This is a genomic window from Larkinella harenae, from assembly GCF_054780515.1.
Map to the genome: position 1 here is coordinate 650,986 of NZ_BAAGWE010000003.1, position 17,890 is coordinate 668,875.

Consider the following 17,890-nt stretch of genomic DNA (forward strand, 5'->3'; position numbering starts at 1 on the left):
CAAAGGTAACGGTTATTCGATTCCCCTTTGTTCCACAAAAAAACCGTATCAACCCAGTTGCCTGATTCGGATCGATACGGTTGTGATGTTACTGGAGAGTCCTTATTATTCTTTTGGATGCGGGTTTCGGATAGTCGAATACGCTTAACAAATCGTCTTATCAGGCTTTTTCAGAGCGGTTTGTAATACAGCGCAAAAGCTTAAAAAAGAAGGAGGTGTAAGAAGTAATGGAGTTTATTTCAGCAACCAGGTGAATGATTATGAACGAGCTATATACCACTCCACCGAAACCGTACGTAAGTTTGAGCCAACAGGGCAATTTTTTTCATGTCCGGCACCCGAACCCGCTCTTCCTGAATGCGGGATGCAGGCACCTGCTTGATTTTATTAAAGAGGGTTTGGTAATAGGTGTACGCCAGATGAACTCCCATGCGCGCACCGCGGGGCAATTTGATGATTCCGGCGTAGGCTTCGTCAAAATCCCGTTGAATATCTTCTTCGATCAGCCGTTTGGCGTCTTTCGTAAAGTCATTGAAATCGACACCGGGGAAATAAATCCGTCCGCGATCTACATAATCACTTTTCACATCCCGCAGAAAGTTCACTTTCTGAAAAGCCGATCCTAATTTGCAGGCCGGTTCTTTCAGCCGGTCGAACATGGCCCGATCGCCTTCGCAAAATACCCGCAGGCACATCAGCCCTACGACTTCGGCTGACCCATAGATGTATTCCTGATACCCGTTCTCGTTGTATTCATTGAAATAGAGATCCATTTCCATGCTTTTCAGAAAGGCGTCGATCAGACTCCGCTCGATACCGTATTCTTTCACCACCCGCTGAAAAGCATGCAGGATCGGGTTCAGGCTAATACCGTCTTCGAGGGCTTCGTACGTATCCGCCTTGAACTTATCCAGCAAATATTTTTGATCATAATCGTAAAACGTATCTACAATTTCATCGGCATACCGGACAAAACCGTAGACGGCATAGATCGGAAAATGAAATTTCCGATCCAATGTTTTGATACCCAGCGTGAATGAGGTGCTGTATTGCTCGGTAATCAGCTTGCTGCATTCTACCGCGGTTCGATTGAATAACTCGATCATAAAGAGTTTTGCTGCGCTGCATCCCGGTTCTGTTACCGTTGGACCAGCTATTTGTCATTTCATTTCAGGACACGTTTCTATCTGAATTCTTTGGCTACCTCATCGGCTACGACCAACCCGGAGATCAACGAAGGAGGCACACCCGGCCCCGGAACCGTCAATTGACCCGTGTAAAACAAGTTGTTCACCCTTTTGTTCTTCAGGCCGGGTTTCAAGATGGCCGTCTGCCGCAATGTGTTGGCCAGCCCGTAGGCATTACCCCGGAAAGCGTGGTAATCGGCGATAAAATTGCTGTGGGCGTAGCTCCGTTTAAACACAACATGCTCACGGATGGACTCGCCCACGTACGCTTCCAGCCGATCCATCACGATGTTGTAATACCGTTCGCGTGTTTCTTCCGGATCGTTCAAGTCCGGCGCAACCGGAATCAGAATAAACAAATTCTCCATACCGGCCGGGGCCACACTTGCATCCGTTTTCGACGGTGCCGACACGTAAAACAGCGGTTTGGTCGGCCACTGCGGTTTTTCATAAATCTCGAGCGCATGCAGTCCAAAATCTTCGTCGAAAAACAGATTATGGTGCCGCAAACGCGGAATCCGTTTGTTCACTCCCAGGTAAAACAGCAACGACGACGGGGCCATCACCCGACTATTCCAGTAACGATCATCGTAGTTACGGTATTCCGGGGCCAGCAATTTGGTTTCGACATGTTGATAATCGGCCCCCGCCACCACAATATCGGCGTCAAACGTTTCCTGATACGTTTCAACTCTGGTGGCTATACCATTTGTTACATCAATTTGTTTGACCGGACGGTTTAATAATATTTCTACACCTTTCTCTTCGGCCAGTTTAACCATAGCCTTTACAATCTCGTGCATACCGCCCATGGGGTACCAGGTTCCCATCGAAATCTCGGCGTAATTCATCAGACTGTATAGGGCCGGTGTATTTTGGGGAGTTGCGCCCAGAAAAAGAATCGGAAATTCCATCAACTGCAACAATCGCTCGTTGCTGAAATACTTACGAATGTGACTGGAAAAAGACTGAAACACATCCAGCCGCAGCGCATCCTGTAACAACTTCAAACTCATAAATTCGGAAACCCGACGGCTGGGCTTCCAAACAAACTGATTGATGCCAACATCGTATTTATAAGCCGCCTGTTTCAGAAAATCGAGTAGCCGCCGACTGGCACCCGGCTCCATTTCTTCAAAAACTGCCTGCAGACTTTCCAGCCCCGCGGGCAGGTCAACAGCGTCGTCGGCCCCGAAAATAACCGCATACGACGGATCAAGCCGAACCAGGTTGTAATAGTCGGCCGTTTTTTTGCCAAACCGGCCAAAATAGGTTTCAAACACATCGGGCATCCAGTACCAGCTGGGGCCCATATCGAACGTAAAACCGTTTTGTTGAAAGACACGGGCCCGGCCCCCGGCCTGGTCGTTTTTTTCCAGAACCGTAACCCGAAACCCCTTATCGGCCAGACTCGTGGCTGCTGACAAACCGGCAAAACCGGCCCCAATTACAATAACATGCTTAGACATACGTGCCCAACGGTTTTCAAAACCGCTTCGGTTACAATGGGTTGCAATAAACACAAAAAAGACGGATTGGAGAATCCGTCCTCATTTCAACCAAAAAAGTTAGACGGAAACCATCTAACTTTTCGGAACCTTCCTCTTTTTTAACCAAAAACTACTCAATCAATGTCTTTCGGGATGTGCGAGAAAAGACAAGAGATAAAAGATTACTTTACACTAACACATTTCTCCTTCCTCTATATCTTTCATCTCCTGTCTGATCTCTTCATCTCGTGTTACGACTGATAAGCGTAAACTTTCAGTCTATCTTTCAGCTCTTTACGAGCGATGTGGATACGGTTTTTAACTGTTCCGATGGGGATATCCAGCCGGGCAGCGATTTCGTGGTATTTAAAGCCGCGAAAGTGCATCATGAATGGCGTCCGGTACGTATCGTCCAGCGAATTAACTGCCCGGTTGATGTCATCCTGAGCAAACGAAGAGTAAGCCGTGTTATCGGTGCTGCTCTCCGTCGAGTTAATATAGTGCAGGTTGTCCGTTGTATCGATGAACGTGTTTTTCCGCACCATGCGCTGGTAATTGGTAATGAACGTATTTTTCATGATGGTATACAACCAGGCTTTCAGGTTTGTACCATCGGTATATTTGTCACGATTGGTGAAAGCTTTCAGTAAGGTGTCCTGCAACAAGTCATTTGCATCCTCAACGTCTTTCGTCAACCGCAGGGCAAAAGGTTTCAGCGACTTTGAAACTTTTCCGATGTTGTAGGTAAATTCAAGTGCTGTCATGATTTATAAGTCGTTTTTCGTTGAACCAAGTCTGCTTATCCATTAGACAACAATGCAACCAAAACCTTCTTTTTTTGAATTAGATCTCTCTAATTAACCATAACCTTGTCATAAACAATAACTTACAATTTCTTAAATGAGAAAATGGAACGTAACTCCCCAACAATGCCAAAGAACAAATTGTGGAATAATTACCACAGTGTGTGGAATCGCACACCACACTTTGTTTAACTTTTCCCAAATTTAGTTAAACAAACTTAACAGACAAGCCTTTTCCGGCTCAAACTGGCCCTTTTCAGAATCTGTCCTACACCCAATAAAAACCGCACCACCTCTGCAACAGTGTTGCAATTTTAACGTAACTTTGCAGTCGTTTATCTTGGTAACTACTTGACGGTGAGACTGACTAGTTCTATATATTTTTCTTTTCTTTTTGCTATGCTGCTTGCAGTGGGAAATCTGTTCCCCACTTTTGCCCAAGAACCCTGCGATTGTTTCATCAAAGGCATTGTGCTAGACAAAGACAGCCATCAACCCATCCCCGGTGCAGCGGTATTTATAAGAGAAATTTCCAGGGGAACCACAACCGATGCTCAGGGCCAATACCGAATTGACCGGCTCTGTCAGGGGCAATACACGCTGGTTAGTCGCATTTTAGGGTACAAGGAGATCAGCCAAGCCGTCACGCTGGTTCACACCGCTGAAAAAAATGTACTGCTCACAGAAGATGATATCCATTTACAGGATGTGAATGTGACGGCCCAACGAGCTGCGGCCCTGAACAGTCAGACAATTTCGCAGCTGGCCGGCCAGGCACTCGATCAAACCCGGGGGCAGTCGCTGGGCGATGCCTTGCGCAACGTGATCGGCGTTACGACCTTACAAACTGGCTCGTCCATCGCAAAACCGGTCATTCACGGAATGCACAGCAACCGGGTGCTGATTCTGAATAACGGAATTCGGCAGGAAGGACAACAGTGGGGCTCGGAACACGCGCCGGAAATTGATCCGTTCGTGGCAAACCGAATTACAGTTATCAAAGGCGCTGCGGGGGTCCGGTTTGGCTCCGATGCCATTGGGGGCGTGATTCTCGTTGAACCCGATGCATTACCAACCACCCGGCCTGTACACGGCGAACTTAATCTGGTTGGTTTCAGCAACGGTCGCCAGGGTGTTGCGTCACTACAGGCCGAAGGCGGTTTTGGCCAAGGCTTCGGCTGGCGGGTGCAGGGCACACTCAAACGGGGCGGCAACCTCCGCACTCCCAATTATTTCCTGGACAATACCGGAATTTCGGAACAAAACTTTTCGGCCGCAACGGGCTACCGCAGCAAGCGATTCCGTACCGAACTGTACTACAGCCGGTTCTTCAGCCAATTAGGTATCTTTTCGGGCTCCCATATCGGCAATCTGAGCGATCTACAGGCTATTTTGAGAAATGGCGAACCGTTCATAAAATCGGGCTTTTCGTACACCATCGGGCGACCCTTTCAGCAAATTGCGCACGACTTACTAAAATGGAAAACCGACTGGAAGCCAGCAGCGGGCGGCAACTGGAGCCTGACACTGGCCCGCCAGTACGACGACCGGTTGGAATACGACCTTCACCGGCCTAAGAACGATTCGCTGGCGGCTCTAAATCGCCCGGAACTCCGCTTTCGGCTGACCACTTACACCGGCGATGTAATTTTTGAACACAAACCCATTGCCGAAAAACTGACCGGAAGCCTGGGTATCAGCACCTTTTACCAGTACAACATCATGAACGGCCGCCCGCTGATTCCGAACTTCCGGACGTATAACGCGGGGATTTTCTGGATCGAAAAGCTGAAGCGAAACCGCTGGGAATACGAAGCCGGGCTGCGGTACGACTACCGGCACACGCAGGTTTTTCGGTATGAGCGTCAGGTTCTGGAAAAACCGCTGTTCGTCTTTCAGAATTTTTCGGGAACCCTCGGTGCGACGTACTTCCTGAATGACCAGTGGACAACGCGCTTCAACGCCGGAACTTCCTGGCGCGCGCCCAATGTCAACGAACTGTTCAGCGATGGTGTACACCACGGCGCAGCAACGTACGAACTTGGCGACCGCACGCTGAACCCGGAAAAGGCGTACACGCTGAGCCTGAGTACTGAATACACCGGCAAAAAAGTACAGGCCGAGATCGGTTTTTTCTACAACACCATTCGGGATTATATCTACCTGAAACCTCGGGCAGAGCCTATTCTGACCATCCGGGGTGCTTTTCCATCGTTCCAGTACACGCAAACTGACGCGCTATATGCCGGAATGGATGCCAGTGTTCAAGCCGATTTGTGGCCGAAGTTAAGCGGCTCGTCGAAGCTGTCACTGCTGTATGTTCAGGATTTACTTCTGCAACAACCCATTGTGATGATACCACCCAACCGCTGGGAAAACAGCCTGCGCTACGAGCCCGGCAAATGGGGAACCTTGCAGAATGTTTTTGTGGGTCTTGGAAACCTGTGGGTAGCTCGCCAGCACCGCGTTCCGGCCAACAGTGACTTCCTTCCTCCCCCACCTGCCTACGCGCTCTGGAATATCACGGCGGGTTTTGCGGTTCCGGTTTCGGAGAAACACCAACTGGACGTGGGGCTCACGGTTGCCAATGTGTTCAACACGGTTTACCGCGATTACCTGAATCGTTTTCGGTACTACGCCGATGATCCGGGCCGCAATATATCTGTGCGGTTAAAATGGAAGTTTTGATAACGTGGTCCAGAATCTGAACGGAGATTTACAGCAAATTTAAGGTGCGTAATAAAATGCCAGAGGATCGGGATATTGAAAGTCATACCCGAGTGTGTCGATCAGCTTGGCCGGGCTGACAATTTTAAATGGCGCGGTTTCCAACGGTTCTTCGAAAGTAGGCGTTTCATAGCCAAAATCATCGCAGTTTTTCCGATAAATGGCCTCGCGCGTTGGGTGTTCGGGCGACACCACGTTGAACGTTTGATCCGGCTGCGGATTTTTCAGGAACGCTTTAATAATTTGCACACCATCGTCGCGGTGGATGTAATTCACCGGAATCGAACCCGTCGTCAACTTTTGTTTTCCGGCCACATAACGGCCCGGGATGCGGTTGTAACCTAACAAACCGCCAAACCGCAGAATCGTTGAATTTGTCAGTGCCAGAACCGTTTGTTCAGCTTCTACAAAAGCCGGCGATTCCGATTGCGCGGGCATGACCACGTCTTCCTCTTTCACCTCACGGTTCAGGTCTGGATAAATGGAGGTCGAACTGACGTAAATTATGTACGGTATTTTTTCGCCGTTTTTCCGCAGCGCAGCGGCTACGGCCTGAATCTGCTGGGGATGAAAATCGTCACCCTGCTTTCCGGCTTTGGGCGGAATATCGATGATCAGGGCGTCAGTATCCAGAAAATCCGCCAAATCGTCGCCCGTAGGTTCCGGATCAAACCGCAGTTCATACGGTTTAAGACCCCTTTTCCAGAAAATCGGTAACTTTTCCCGGGAGGTAGTACTGCCTTTCACGATATAGCCGCTATCCAGCAATTGTTCAGCCAGCGGATACCCCAGCCAGCCGCAGCCCAAAATACTGACAGTTTCAATTTTCATTTGGTCTTTTCTTCGGTGATTTTAACAAATCCAGCCACCAATCCATCAATGGGGCTCTGGCTGTTGGTCAGTATAATAAGAGCCGCCTGGCGGGACGGGTTGAACGCAACAAAGGTAACAAAACCGCCCGTTCCTCCCTGATGCGTAAACCAGGGCTGCGCATCTTTCGTTTGCCAGTGCCAGCCCAGGCCAACGGTTAGCTGGTCGTTGGCAAATGTTTTTTGCTGGGTTTCTTTGAGAGCCTCAACCACCTTCTGCGGACCTTTTCCCAACGCAGCTTTCAGGTAAGGCACCAGATCATGCACCGACGACCGCAGTGCTCCCGCAGCCGCCAGCGATTGAAACTCCCAGGACGACGCCGGATTTCCTTGATCATCATGCCCCTGGGCAAACCGTTTTTTATCGACTTCATTTACCATAATGACTGTATGCGTCATGCCCAACGGTTTTGCGATGCGTTCTTTTACGAGTTCTTCGTACGGTTTTTTATAAACGGTTTCGAGAATGGTGCCCAGCAGTCCGACCGCCAGATTGGAGTATTCGTATTCGGTGCCCGGCTGACGCGATACCGTCGCTGTTTTGAGGTAGGTATACAGTAGTTTGCGATCGTAATGCTTGTAGGGGTTGGTGGCATCCGTTGCCGTTGGTAGCAAATTTGTCGGCAGGCGCGGCAGGCCAGACGTATGATTCGACAACGTTTTGAGGGTCACCGGAATACCATCTTTCTGTAGAGCCGGAATCGAGTCTGGCAAATACTTGTTCACCGGATCGTTGAGCTTAACCCGTCCGCTCTGCACAGCATCGGCCAGCAACGCAGCCGTAAACGTCTTGCTGATCGAACCAATTTCAAACAGTGTATTGGCATCCGGAAGCTGGCCGTTTCCTTTGGCGGTTTCGCCATAATTGTAGGTAAACAGACTGTCGTTTCGCCATACCCCGATGCTCAGTCCAACGGTATTTGACTTTTTGATGTACCCTTGCGCAACCGCATCTACCTGTTTATCAAAAACCGTCCGAAGAGGGTTGCTGCTCAATACCGGCGCGGTTTTATCAGCCACATCGGCTTCGTAAGGTTTGAACAGAAACGTCTGGACTTTGCCCGCGTTATCGCGACTGACGTAAAAGTCAATCAGGCCTCTCTCAAATGTTACCTTATAACGAGCGATACCGTTCTTGATGTTTCGCCGTTCGGTTGCTTGCCAGTTGCCTAATTGCGCCTTCAGCCCCTGCGAAATCTGGGCGAACTGCGTAGCCGAAATCTGAGTCTGAAAGGATGTGCCCATCAGAGCGTAAAGCGAGTCAGGTTGCTGGTTGTTGAAATGTCGTTTGACGGTTTCAGTTAGCGTATCAAATGAAGCGGCTTCCGGGGTCTGCGCCATGGATGAGAACGAAACCAGCAGCAGTAAATAAAAGATGTATTTCATGGTGGACGGGTTGACAGGCTAAAAATAACTCTTCTTGATAATAACCCCCAGGAATTACTTAAAATTCAGCAAGTATTAACTCTGCAGGTAAACTGGAAAAGTTCTATTCATAAAAAATTGTACCGCATAAGGAAGTACCAAAGAAACCGTTGCAAAGAAAATTATATACAGAACAATACTGTATTAATACCAGGCAACATTGGTTTTTTATACCAAATCCTGTAAATTCACCAGTATATTTTTTGTAGCTTATAACAAGCGTTTATCTACAGAACGTTATAAATACCGTAACTGTCTAATAATCATGAAAGAGGAAGTGGAGCCAATAGAAGGCATTTACAATTACTGTGATTCGTGGTGTGAACGATGTCCGTTCACCAAGCGGTGTCAGAATTTTTCGGCACAGCATCCGGATGGTTTGGAGCAACCTTCGATGAATGCCGAAACGCTGGTGAATCGGTTGATGGAAACACTGGAGCTTACAAAATCGTACCTTGATAAAGCCCGCGCGCAACGGCTTTTGCCTGAAGCCAAAATGCTGCAGCAGGAACTGAATGCGGTTGATGTTTCCACCGAAGAAGAAGTACCCAATCCACTCATGGCCTTATGCGATAATTACTTGGGCCAAACCGCAGCCTGGCTGAAACAGGAAAAAAACCTCTTGGAACAGGCAGGCCATCAGCAAATCTTTGAAACCAATTTGGGCATTCGATCCGAAGAAGAAGCCGTTGCTGTGCTGAACCGATTGAAAGACGCCTGGGAAACCATTAAATGGTACCGCACGCTGATTCCGGTTAAAGTAGTTTCGGCCTTACAAATCAATAAAGGACTCGCTCATAACGCTACGATTCAGGATTATTTCAACGGAAAGGCAAAGCTGGTGCTGGTCAGCGTTGACCAATCGTTGCTGGCTTGGCATACGCTGCTGGAGAATTATCCTGAAAAAACCGATAATGTGCTGGATATGCTCGTGCTACTCGGCCGAATCCGGCAACGAACGGAAGAAACCTTTCCGAAAGCACGGAATTTCCGGCGGCCCGGCTTAGATTAGTGCTCCGATCAAAACGGAGCGCTATGAAAGTTCATACGACCAATTACCAGGATACATTTATTGCGGTTGCTGATGATTGTCCGGCAACTCAGGGTGAAGTTCCACCATCGAAGGGTGATACCAAGTCGGTGGCGAACCTTCAGTTTGAGTTGCTGAGCAAAAAACCGTATCAGTATACATCCGATGAGGTTCTGTTTCAGGTATATGCCCGGCGCAACGACCTGGCTGAAAGCGAGCTGGCCACCGCCAGAGTCCATTTTTTTTCCAAAGGCCAACCCTGCTTCCGGGCCTCACCACTGACCAAACGGTATGGCTGGGGTATTCATTACGACCGGGCGGGCAAAATGGCTCTGGTAGGCGTTGAAACCAACGCCTACGACAACTTCAGCAAAGACGAGTCGGTGAAGGTATTGAAGGCGATGAACACAAAGAGAGCGTAGCTATTTTTTCTTGATCACAAACTCCACCCGCCGGTTGGTTTGCCGCCCTTCTTCGGTATCGTTGCTGGCCACGGGCCGGGCTTCGCCGTAACCTTTGCTGGCTACCCGATCAGGCTCGATGCCCTTGCCAATAAAATACTCACGAACGGCATCAGCGCGATCTTGCGAAAGCTTCAGGTTTAATTCATTGGAACCCGTAGCATCAGTATGCCCCCCCACTTCGACGCCCATTTTGGGATTTTCGTTGAACGTAGTCACCATCCGGTCCAATTCCGGAAATGATTCGTCGCGCAGGGTCGCTTTTCCGACATCAAAGAAAATGTTGTTAAGCCGTACGGCCCGCCCCACCTCGATGGGAATCAGGTTCAGTTCTTTGCCTTTGATTTCCTGAAAACCTTTGGCTTCGGTCAGGTCAATATTTCCTCCTTCGGCAATAAAATTGGGAGCTACGGCCCGCATGCTGTATTGCTTTCCGTAAGGCAATACGATTTTGTATTCGCCCGTAACCGGGTCCGACGTTGCCTCGCCAGCTTCGGCGCCATCGGGTAAGGTCTGGTAAACGACCTTGGCCTCAATGGGCTTACCGGTTTTCTGGTCAATGACTTTTCCGCTAACGAGCACTACCGGATCGGGACGGGTTTCCTGCGGAACGGTTTTATCATCCGGATTTGATTTATCGATGAGTTTGACCCGCACAATATCACCTTTGCCCAAGGTATTTTTGAAGCTCGTCATGTAGGCATATTCGCCCGAAGCGGCTACCGAATAATAAGCATCATACCCATCCGTATTGATCGATGGCCCGAGGTTCACCGGTTTAGACCAATGCTTCCAGGTTTTATCAACGCGCTTGGCAACATAAATATCGTTGCTGCCCAATCCGCCGGGCCGGTCGCTGGAAAAATACAAGGTAGCGCCATCAGCGGCCAGAAACGGCGTTGTTTCGGTTCCATCGGTATTGATTTCCGGACCCAGGTTCAACGGTTTACTCCACGAACCGTCTTTCTGGCGGAAGCTGACGTAAATATCATCTTCTTTACTATTCTTTTTTTCACTGAAGGCCATAACTAGCACCTTGCCATCAGCCGAGAGATAGCCGCAGTCGTATTGACCTTTACTGGTTCGCTCGTAACCGGGAATGTTTATTTTCTGCGGAGCCGACCACCCATTGGCCGTTCGCTTACTGGTTGAAAAACCGCGGGTTTCGTAAGTACCGTTGTTGTAGGCGCCCTTAATCAACATCGTATTTCCGTCGGGCGTGATGCTGTATGCGCAGTTATACTCATCTTTATTGAGCGGAGCGCCCATGCGTCGGGCTGGGCCCCATTTTTCACCGGGTCCGAGTTCTGAGTACCAAATGTCCTGACTGCCTTTATTGCCGTGGGTATTCTGGGGGTGGCTGATGCGCGCAAAATACAGCGTCTTGCCGTCCGGTGAAATAACCGGATTTACTTCATTGTATTCAGAATTAACCTGATTTCCAAGACCTTCTGCCTTGAGCGCCGGATTTTGCTGGGCAACGGCCACCGGCATAATAAGTCCCAAAAGTCCAATCAACGTGCATTCCCGAAGTTTCATTGCTACGGTAGAGGAGTTCATAAACAATAAGAACGAAGAATGAATCGGAATTAGTTTATCGAAAGGACTGTCAAACCTGATGCCACACTACCTGATCGGCCTGTTTTTTGCTGTAAATATTTAGAAGACAAAGCGTATAAAGTATTACTTTTTTTCTAAACTTTATACCCGTATTTATCTCCATGAAGATGGATCCGTTTAGAAGAAAGAAAAAGAAGCCTGTCTTTCTCCATGTCGTGTCATCGTACCGCGGGCTGATTCGCCTGCTGGTCAATATCCTGTTGTGTCTAATCGGGTTGGTATTCGGCTTTTCCTGCGTTGCTAAAGGATTGATTATGGGCTGGTTACTAGTCGCTATCTTCACGTTCTTCCTGTTCGTGCAGTTTTCAAAACCTACCGATTACGACATCTAGACCTGCTGCTCCCAGTACTCCTCAATTTTCGCCAGCAGCTCCTCCCCCGTCGTTGCCACAATAAGTAAATCCCGGTTTTCCGCTTTCAGGAAACCATCATCCACCATGCGGTCCAACTGCTGCAATAGCAAGTCGTAAAAACCGTTCACATTCAGGACTCCAATGGGGCCGTCATACAGCTGCAATTGCCGCCAGGTCAGAATTTCAAACAGCTCGTCGAACGTACCATAGCCGCCGGGCAGCGCAATAACTCCTTTGGCGAACTGCACCATCTTGAATTTACGTTCGTGCATGGTTTCAACGAAGTGCAACTCCGTAAGGGTATTATGCGCCACTTCCAGGGCAGCCAGAAAATTAGGAATCACGCCCGTAACCTGACCGCCGTTCGATAACACCGCGTCAGCCATAGCTCCCATCAGGCCCACATTTCCTCCTCCATAAATCAGCCGGATTGCTTTCTCTGCGAATTTTTCGCCTAATTCCCGGGCGGCTTCTCTGTAAACAGGATTGGTACCGGCACTTGAGCCGCAGTAAACGACAATACTTTTCATGTCGCAAAAATACAATTGCGAAGCGGTATTCAGCTAGTGCTGATCAATAATGTACAACAGGATTTATTTCGTCAGGGTATTGCTGATAGCCTGCCAGTCGATGTTCTTCACAATTTCGCTGGCGACATCAAACGGAGCTTTGATCGTTACGACCAGGTTTTCAATCAGGGTGCCGCCCTTCCGATACGAATAGTGATACAGCTTATCACCCTTCGGATTTTTCTGAAGATTATTTTTCCAGTTTCCCAGCAAAACCACGGTTTCAGGCCGGGCGGCAATACCGGCTTCGTTGGGTTTTAAGGTAATCTGAAGCGCCAGTGCAGCCCCCTTTACCGGAATCGTTTTGTAGGAAGCCGCAAAACGGTTGCTAATCGGTTCTTCAACCCGGTAATTTCCGGCATTCATTTCTACGTTGATATCGACGGTCGATTTTGACAAATCGCTGGCCCGATTGGGGTCTGCCTCGCGATAAACCGAGTCTGTACTCATCACAAACGAGCGTTGCTGTTGCGTGATGGTGTCACCAATGGCGGTGGCGCTGTCGGCGCGAGCACGCTGCTGATTAGCTGCCGAAGCCTGTATGAATGTTAAATCATAACGATCTCCGCAAATCCGGAAGATTTTCCCGTACTCATCGCTCAACTCCAGCTTGCCCAGCGAATGCCGTTCGTCAAATATTTTCCAGTCGCCCGATGGTGGGTGGTTTCGAAACTGGTTCTGCAGTTCTTTTACAATTTTTTCGTAAGCCGCATTTTGCGCCGGTGTGGGAGGATCGCATTGGCCGAAAGCAGTGGTCAGACCAAGGCATAAAGCAAGTATTGAGAAAATAAAATGTTTCATTGCGTGAGCGATTTTGTTAAATAACACATTGCCTAGCAAAAGGTTATCAAAATTCCAACCGGCCCGTAACACAACGAGTCAGACCCGTCCGGACCTGACTCGTTGTGTATAGTTCTGATTTTCAATCAACCAGCGAGCCGATGATGCTGCTAACGATGGACACGATAATACTAAATAATAAAGCCCCGATAAAATTATCGACATGAAATCCGGGTACCAACGAAGCGGTTAAGTACACCATCAACACGTTGATGACCAGGTAAAACAATCCCAGGGTAATAATGGTGATTGGAATGGTGAGTACCACCAAAATCGGTTTCAGAATGGCATTGAACAACCCCAGTACAATGGCTACAATGATGGCTGTTCCAAAACCGTCGACAAATACGCCGAATGATTTCAGGATGTAACTGGCAATCAATACCGCCACGGCACTGATCAGAATGCGTATGATAAGACCCATAATGCGTTTAGAGTTTAAAGTTTGACGGCTAAAGTTGTATGAAAAAATACCTAACTCCAATCTTCAAACTGTAAACTTTAAACCATTGTTTGATGGCTTTAGCGGGAATGGCGTTGCTGCAATACCGCAATCACCTCATCCAGATCAATATTTTTCTGTTCCAGTAGAATCAGGTAGTGATACAACAGGTCAGCCGCTTCTCCTTTGAACAGGTCGTCATTGCTGTCTTTGGCTTCGATCACCAGCTCTACGGCTTCCTCTCCTACTTTCTGTGCAATTTTATTGACGCCTTTTTTGAACAAGGACGCCGTATAAGAACCTTCGTTCGGGTTCCGCTTACGATCCCGAATAACGCTCTGCAAGTAATTGAGAAATAACCCTTTCCCTCCGTTCACTTCATCAAAACAGGTATCCGCTCCGGTGTGGCAGGTTGGACCAGCGGGCCGGGCTTTAATCAACAGCGTATCGCCGTCGCAATCCACCCTGATCTCCTGCACATGTAGGAAATTAGTAGAGGTTTCGCCCTTGGTCCAGAGCCGTTGTTTACTGCGGCTGAAAAACGTTACCACATTTTCGGCCAGAGTTTTAGCGTAAGCTTCCTGATTCATGTAGCCCAGCATCAGCACTTTGCCCGTTTCGGCATCCTGAATGACGGCCGGAATCAAACCGTCGGTATTTTTTGAGAAATCAATTTCTGTCTTCATCCTTAATCCGTTAAACGAATCTCGATACCATTATTTCGCAAATATGCTTTTAAGGCCGGTATTTCAATTTCTTTGAAGTGAAAAATGCTGGCGGCTAATCCGGCATCAGCTTTTCCACTCGTAAACACATCCACAAAGTGCTCCATCGAACCGGCACCGCCCGACGCAATCACCGGGATGTTGGCCGCGCCCGAAATTTGCGATGTCAGTTCCAGCGCAAAACCGGCTTTGGTGCCGTCGGTATCCATTGAGGTCAACAGAATTTCGCCCGCGCCCCGGTTTTCAATTTCTTTCGCCCAGGGAATTGTCCGGATTTCCGTCGGTTTCCGCCCACCGTGCGTGTGAACAACGTGTTCGCCGTCGACAAACCGGGTATCAATAGCAACCACAATGCACTGGCTACCAAACTCCTGCGCCAGCTCGTCCACCAGCGCCGGATTCCGAACCGCCGAGGAATTGATGGAAACTTTATCCGCCCCGGCATTAAGCAGCGCCGATACATCGGCTTTCGACGAGATGCCTCCGCCGACCGTAAACGGAATGTTGACCACGTGAGCAACCCGCCGAACCAGGTCCACCAGCGTTTTACGCTCGTCAACCGTCGCTGTAATATCCAGAAAAACCAGTTCATCAGCGCCTTGCCGGGCGTAAATCGCGCCCAGTTCGACCGGATCACCCGCATCGCGCAGGTTGACGAAATTAGTTCCTTTCACAGTCCGGCCGTCTTTGATATCCAGGCAGGGAATGATACGTTTGGTTAGCATAAGTTAATAAGGTGTTGGTACACCGAGTTCATCTGAGAAAATTCTATATAACCGCTATTCTCATTTTAAAAACTTCGATAATTCCTTCAACGTCACCCGGCCTTCGTAAATCGCTTTGCCGACGATGGTACCGAATACATTCATGTCGGCCAGCACTTCCAGATCCTGCATTCCGCTGACACCCCCGCTGGCGATGATATTTAGGCCCGGAAATTGGTCCTGTAAATTCCGGTACAGTTCAAACGAAGGGCCTTGCAACAAGCCGTCTTTGGCTACGTCGGTGCTAATCACGTATTTTATCCCTTTTTCCACATAGTTTTCCACAAAGTCGTACACCCAAACCTCCGTAGCTTCTTCCCAGCCACTTACCGCAATTTTTTCGTTTTTAGCATCCGCGCCCAGAATGATCGCTTCCGGGCCGTATTGACTCAACCAACGTTCGAACACGTCTGGTTTTTTAACGGCGATACTGCCACCCGTTAACTGCCTGGCACCACATTCGAACACAATCCGCAAATCCTCTTCCGACTGCACACCCCCGCCAAAATCGATGTGTAGCCCGGTTTTGCCCGCAATGAGTTCCAGTACTTTCCAGTTGACAACGCGTTTTTCCTTCGCCCCGTCGAGGTCAACCAGGTGCAGGCGCGTCAAACCAGCATCTTCAAACTGCTGGGCCACTTCGAGCGGGCGGGCGTTGTATTCTTTCTTCTGGCTGTAATCGCCCTGGGTTAACCGAACGGCTTTCCCTTCAATAAGGTCAATTGCGGGTATAATGTGCATTTTTTCAGACAAGAGAGCCGCGACAGCGGACCGTTAAGACAAGATAGTTGAGACAAGAGAATGTTTTGACGGTTTTTGTTCTTCCTTATTCTCTTGTCTATCTTCTCATCGCTATGAATCTATTTTCAAAAAATTTTCCAGTATTCGTTGTCCGACGTTGCCGCTGATTTCGGCGTGGAATTGGGCCGCGTAAAAGTTATTTTTCTGCAACATCGCGCTGAACGGTCGGACATAATCGCAAACCGCCGTGGTTTCCGGGCAAACGTCGGCGCAGTAACTGTGCACAAAATAGACGTAGGCATTGTCCGGAAGCCCTTCCGTCAGTGGTCCTTTCAGGTTGGTCAGGCTATTCCAACCCATGTGCGGAACTTTGAAACCGGGCGTGGCCGGAAACCGCCGAACATCCACGTCGAACACCCCCATGCAGGTTGTATCGCCCTCTTCCGAATACCGGCAAAGCAGTTGCATCCCGACGCAGGTACCCAGCACTGGCTGCTTGAGCGACGGAATGACCTTATCCAAACCGCGTTCGCGCAGGTAGGCCATCGCGGTGCTGGCCTCACCGACACCGGGAAAGATAACTTTATCGGCCGAACGGATTTCAGCTTCGTCGTCGGTCAGCAGGTAATTGGCGCCGATCCGGTCCAGCGCATACATTACCGACTGCACATTTCCGGCGTTGTATTTGATAATGACGGTTTTCATAACAAAAAACCCGGTTCGTTGACAGAACCGGGCTTGGTATCGGGAATTCGTTGTTTCGTTGCTCAACCCCAAAAACGCATCCGTTCTGCCGTGCTAACAGACAGAGTGATGATGATGACGAACGGTTTTTGCAGGATTCATGCGGCAAAGGTAAACCGGCGAGTTATAAAATCAAAACAAACTACCCTGAACCACTTCCGGTCGAATTGTCGGTTCCTGCAAATTTAGGCCACAAACCGCGTTAAGTCGCTGCACCCAGTACCGAATCAGTTCGGGGGCCGTGTCGTTTTCCTCTCCACCGTGAATAAACAGGTACGCTGTATGTAACCCCTTTCCAAACCAGGTTTTCAGTCGCTCTACCCAGGCATCGGTGCGCTCATAATCCGTCCGGTGGCCTTCATTCGCCACAAATCGTAACACCAGATTCGGGCTGGTCAGACTCATATGCAGCACGTCGCGCCGACCGGCTACATCACTCATCACGACATGGCGGTGCAGGGCGCAAAGCCGTTCCAGCGTTTGCTGCCAGATGCCCGGGTTGCGAAACCAGTCGGGGTGCCGAAACTCCACGGCAACTTCCAGGTCATCGGGCAGGCTCTTCAGGTATTTTTCGAGCACCGGCCACTTGTCTGGCCCGAAATTCGGTGGCAGTTGCAGGAACGTTGTGCCCAGAAATTCTTCCAGACTCAACACGGCATTGACAAATTCTTCGGTTAATGACTCGGCGGCTACCAGCGCCCGCTCGTGGCTGATGGCCTGCGGAAATTTTGGGCAATACACAAACCGGGGGCGGATCGACGAACTGGCGGCTTCGGTTTTCCACTTTTCAATCATTCCCGGCGTCGGAATCTGGTAGTGGGTGCTGTTCAGCTCAATGGTATTGAATTGCTGGGTGTAATAATGCAGGAAATCCCGCTCTTTGGCCTGCGACGGGTAAATTCGGCCCACATACGTTTTATTTGACCAGAGCGGTCCACCAATAAATACTTCCGGAGCCACGGTCGGCTCCACCTTGTCCCAAACCGTTTGATTGAAAGAGGAATCGGCCGGTAACGTAAAGTCAACGGTATCAACGTTGGGCAGTTTTCCGAAGTCCATGAGCGTAGAAAGATGGTCGTGTGAACGTAAAACCACCAAAT

At 49.2% G+C, this 17,890-nt stretch carries 18 protein-coding genes; 4 read left to right on the forward strand and 14 right to left on the reverse strand.

Translation table 11 applies throughout. The features are described from left to right. Window positions 1–269 precede the first annotated feature (269 nt). From ACYVH9_RS19785 to ACYVH9_RS19795, 3 genes are all read right to left on the reverse strand, one after another. A complete protein-coding gene (locus tag ACYVH9_RS19785) occupies window positions 270–1,106 on the reverse strand; it encodes a phytoene/squalene synthase family protein (RefSeq protein ID WP_460638113.1) in 837 nt (278 codons plus the stop codon). Window positions 1,107–1,183: 77 nt separating this feature from the next. Beyond that, window positions 1,184–2,656, reverse strand: a complete 1,473-nt coding sequence (locus tag ACYVH9_RS19790; RefSeq protein ID WP_460638114.1) for a phytoene desaturase family protein — start codon at window positions 2,654–2,656, stop codon at window positions 1,184–1,186. 272 nt (window positions 2,657–2,928) lie between these two features. Beyond that, entirely contained in the window at window positions 2,929–3,441 is a 513-nt protein-coding gene (locus ACYVH9_RS19795) for an RNA polymerase sigma factor (protein ID WP_460638115.1), read from the reverse strand. 438 nt (window positions 3,442–3,879) lie between these two features. Between ACYVH9_RS19795 and ACYVH9_RS19800 the strand changes: the two genes are divergently transcribed. Continuing rightward, on the forward strand, window positions 3,880–6,168 hold the full coding sequence (locus ACYVH9_RS19800) for a TonB-dependent receptor (RefSeq protein WP_460638116.1): 2,289 nt from the start codon (window positions 3,880–3,882) through the stop codon (window positions 6,166–6,168). Window positions 6,169–6,207: 39 nt separating this feature from the next. On the opposite strand, the gene ACYVH9_RS19805 is transcribed toward ACYVH9_RS19800, so the two are convergent. Together ACYVH9_RS19805 and ACYVH9_RS19810 are read right to left on the reverse strand one after the other, a co-directional pair. Next, entirely contained in the window at window positions 6,208–7,038 is an 831-nt protein-coding gene (locus ACYVH9_RS19805; protein ID WP_460638117.1) for an SDR family oxidoreductase, read from the reverse strand. Continuing rightward, entirely contained in the window at window positions 7,035–8,462 is a 1,428-nt protein-coding gene (locus ACYVH9_RS19810) for a serine hydrolase domain-containing protein (RefSeq protein WP_460638118.1), read from the reverse strand. The genes ACYVH9_RS19805 and ACYVH9_RS19810 overlap by 4 nt, the downstream gene beginning before the upstream one ends. Window positions 8,463–8,766: 304 nt before the next feature. Between ACYVH9_RS19810 and ACYVH9_RS19815 the strand changes: the two genes are divergently transcribed. Next, window positions 8,767–9,513, forward strand: coding sequence for a hypothetical protein (locus ACYVH9_RS19815; protein ID WP_460638119.1), 747 nt, complete (start codon window positions 8,767–8,769; stop codon window positions 9,511–9,513). Between the two features lie 23 nt (window positions 9,514–9,536). Continuing rightward, on the forward strand, window positions 9,537–9,953 hold the full coding sequence (locus ACYVH9_RS19820) for a DUF6157 family protein (RefSeq protein ID WP_460638120.1): 417 nt from the start codon (window positions 9,537–9,539) through the stop codon (window positions 9,951–9,953). Here the strand turns inward: ACYVH9_RS19820 and ACYVH9_RS19825 are convergent, their stop codons facing one another. Next, on the reverse strand, window positions 9,954–11,486 hold the full coding sequence (locus ACYVH9_RS19825; RefSeq protein ID WP_460638167.1) for an OmpA family protein: 1,533 nt from the start codon (window positions 11,484–11,486) through the stop codon (window positions 9,954–9,956). Between the two features lie 281 nt (window positions 11,487–11,767). Between ACYVH9_RS19825 and ACYVH9_RS19830 the strand changes: the two genes are divergently transcribed. After that, the gene (locus tag ACYVH9_RS19830) at window positions 11,768–11,944 is read left to right on the forward strand and encodes a hypothetical protein (protein ID WP_460638121.1); all 177 of its coding nucleotides are present in this window, start codon (window positions 11,768–11,770) and stop codon (window positions 11,942–11,944) included. Here the strand turns inward: ACYVH9_RS19830 and ACYVH9_RS19835 are convergent. The 8 genes from ACYVH9_RS19835 to ACYVH9_RS19870 form a co-directional block, all read right to left on the reverse strand. After that, the gene (locus tag ACYVH9_RS19835) at window positions 11,941–12,495 is read right to left on the reverse strand and encodes an LOG family protein (protein ID WP_460638122.1); all 555 of its coding nucleotides are present in this window, start codon (window positions 12,493–12,495) and stop codon (window positions 11,941–11,943) included. The genes ACYVH9_RS19830 and ACYVH9_RS19835 overlap by 4 nt on opposite strands. Window positions 12,496–12,558: 63 nt before the next feature. Then, entirely contained in the window at window positions 12,559–13,335 is a 777-nt protein-coding gene (locus ACYVH9_RS19840; protein WP_460638123.1) for a hypothetical protein, read from the reverse strand. A gap of 121 nt (window positions 13,336–13,456) precedes the next feature. Continuing rightward, window positions 13,457–13,798 (reverse strand): phage holin family protein, encoded by a 342-nt coding sequence (locus ACYVH9_RS19845; RefSeq protein WP_460638124.1) that lies wholly within the window; start codon window positions 13,796–13,798, stop codon window positions 13,457–13,459. Between the two features lie 98 nt (window positions 13,799–13,896). Further along, window positions 13,897–14,502 (reverse strand): bifunctional phosphoribosyl-AMP cyclohydrolase/phosphoribosyl-ATP diphosphatase HisIE, encoded by a 606-nt coding sequence (gene hisIE, locus ACYVH9_RS19850; protein ID WP_460638125.1) that lies wholly within the window; start codon window positions 14,500–14,502, stop codon window positions 13,897–13,899. A gap of 2 nt (window positions 14,503–14,504) precedes the next feature. Then, complete coding sequence (gene hisF / locus ACYVH9_RS19855; RefSeq protein ID WP_460638126.1) at window positions 14,505–15,266, reverse strand: imidazole glycerol phosphate synthase subunit HisF; 762 nt, start codon at window positions 15,264–15,266, stop codon at window positions 14,505–14,507. Between the two features lie 60 nt (window positions 15,267–15,326). Then, window positions 15,327–16,046: a 1-(5-phosphoribosyl)-5-[(5-phosphoribosylamino)methylideneamino]imidazole-4-carboxamide isomerase gene (gene hisA, locus ACYVH9_RS19860; RefSeq protein WP_460638127.1), complete on the reverse strand. Its 720-nt coding sequence runs from the start codon at window positions 16,044–16,046 to the stop codon at window positions 15,327–15,329. A 111-nt stretch (window positions 16,047–16,157) separates the two neighbouring features. Further along, window positions 16,158–16,751, reverse strand: a complete 594-nt coding sequence (gene hisH, locus ACYVH9_RS19865) for an imidazole glycerol phosphate synthase subunit HisH (RefSeq protein WP_460638128.1) — start codon at window positions 16,749–16,751, stop codon at window positions 16,158–16,160. 171 nt (window positions 16,752–16,922) lie between these two features. Further along, window positions 16,923–17,849: a DUF72 domain-containing protein gene (locus ACYVH9_RS19870; RefSeq protein WP_460638129.1), complete on the reverse strand. Its 927-nt coding sequence runs from the start codon at window positions 17,847–17,849 to the stop codon at window positions 16,923–16,925. Window positions 17,850–17,890 lie beyond the last annotated feature (41 nt).

Coding starts and splice junctions, on each gene's coding strand:
- ACYVH9_RS19785 (WP_460638113.1), bottom strand. CDS start 1,106: ATGATCGAGTTATTCAATCGAACCGCGGTAGAATGCAGCAAGCTGATT.
- ACYVH9_RS19790 (WP_460638114.1), bottom strand. CDS start 2,656: ATGTCTAAGCATGTTATTGTAATTGGGGCCGGTTTTGCCGGTTTGTCA.
- ACYVH9_RS19795 (WP_460638115.1), bottom strand. CDS start 3,441: ATGACAGCACTTGAATTTACCTACAACATCGGAAAAGTTTCAAAGTCG.
- ACYVH9_RS19800 (WP_460638116.1), top strand. CDS start 3,880: ATGCTGCTTGCAGTGGGAAATCTGTTCCCCACTTTTGCCCAAGAACCC.
- ACYVH9_RS19805 (WP_460638117.1), bottom strand. CDS start 7,038: ATGAAAATTGAAACTGTCAGTATTTTGGGCTGCGGCTGGCTGGGGTAT.
- ACYVH9_RS19810 (WP_460638118.1), bottom strand. CDS start 8,462: ATGAAATACATCTTTTATTTACTGCTGCTGGTTTCGTTCTCATCCATG.
- ACYVH9_RS19815 (WP_460638119.1), top strand. CDS start 8,767: ATGAAAGAGGAAGTGGAGCCAATAGAAGGCATTTACAATTACTGTGAT.
- ACYVH9_RS19820 (WP_460638120.1), top strand. CDS start 9,537: ATGAAAGTTCATACGACCAATTACCAGGATACATTTATTGCGGTTGCT.
- ACYVH9_RS19825 (WP_460638167.1), bottom strand. CDS start 11,486: ATGCCGGTGGCCGTTGCCCAGCAAAATCCGGCGCTCAAGGCAGAAGGT.
- ACYVH9_RS19835 (WP_460638122.1), bottom strand. CDS start 12,495: ATGAAAAGTATTGTCGTTTACTGCGGCTCAAGTGCCGGTACCAATCCT.
- ACYVH9_RS19840 (WP_460638123.1), bottom strand. CDS start 13,335: ATGAAACATTTTATTTTCTCAATACTTGCTTTATGCCTTGGTCTGACC.
- ACYVH9_RS19845 (WP_460638124.1), bottom strand. CDS start 13,798: ATGGGTCTTATCATACGCATTCTGATCAGTGCCGTGGCGGTATTGATT.
- hisIE (WP_460638125.1), bottom strand. CDS start 14,502: ATGAAGACAGAAATTGATTTCTCAAAAAATACCGACGGTTTGATTCCG.
- hisF (WP_460638126.1), bottom strand. CDS start 15,266: ATGCTAACCAAACGTATCATTCCCTGCCTGGATATCAAAGACGGCCGG.
- hisA (WP_460638127.1), bottom strand. CDS start 16,046: ATGCACATTATACCCGCAATTGACCTTATTGAAGGGAAAGCCGTTCGG.
- hisH (WP_460638128.1), bottom strand. CDS start 16,751: ATGAAAACCGTCATTATCAAATACAACGCCGGAAATGTGCAGTCGGTA.
- ACYVH9_RS19870 (WP_460638129.1), bottom strand. CDS start 17,849: ATGGACTTCGGAAAACTGCCCAACGTTGATACCGTTGACTTTACGTTA.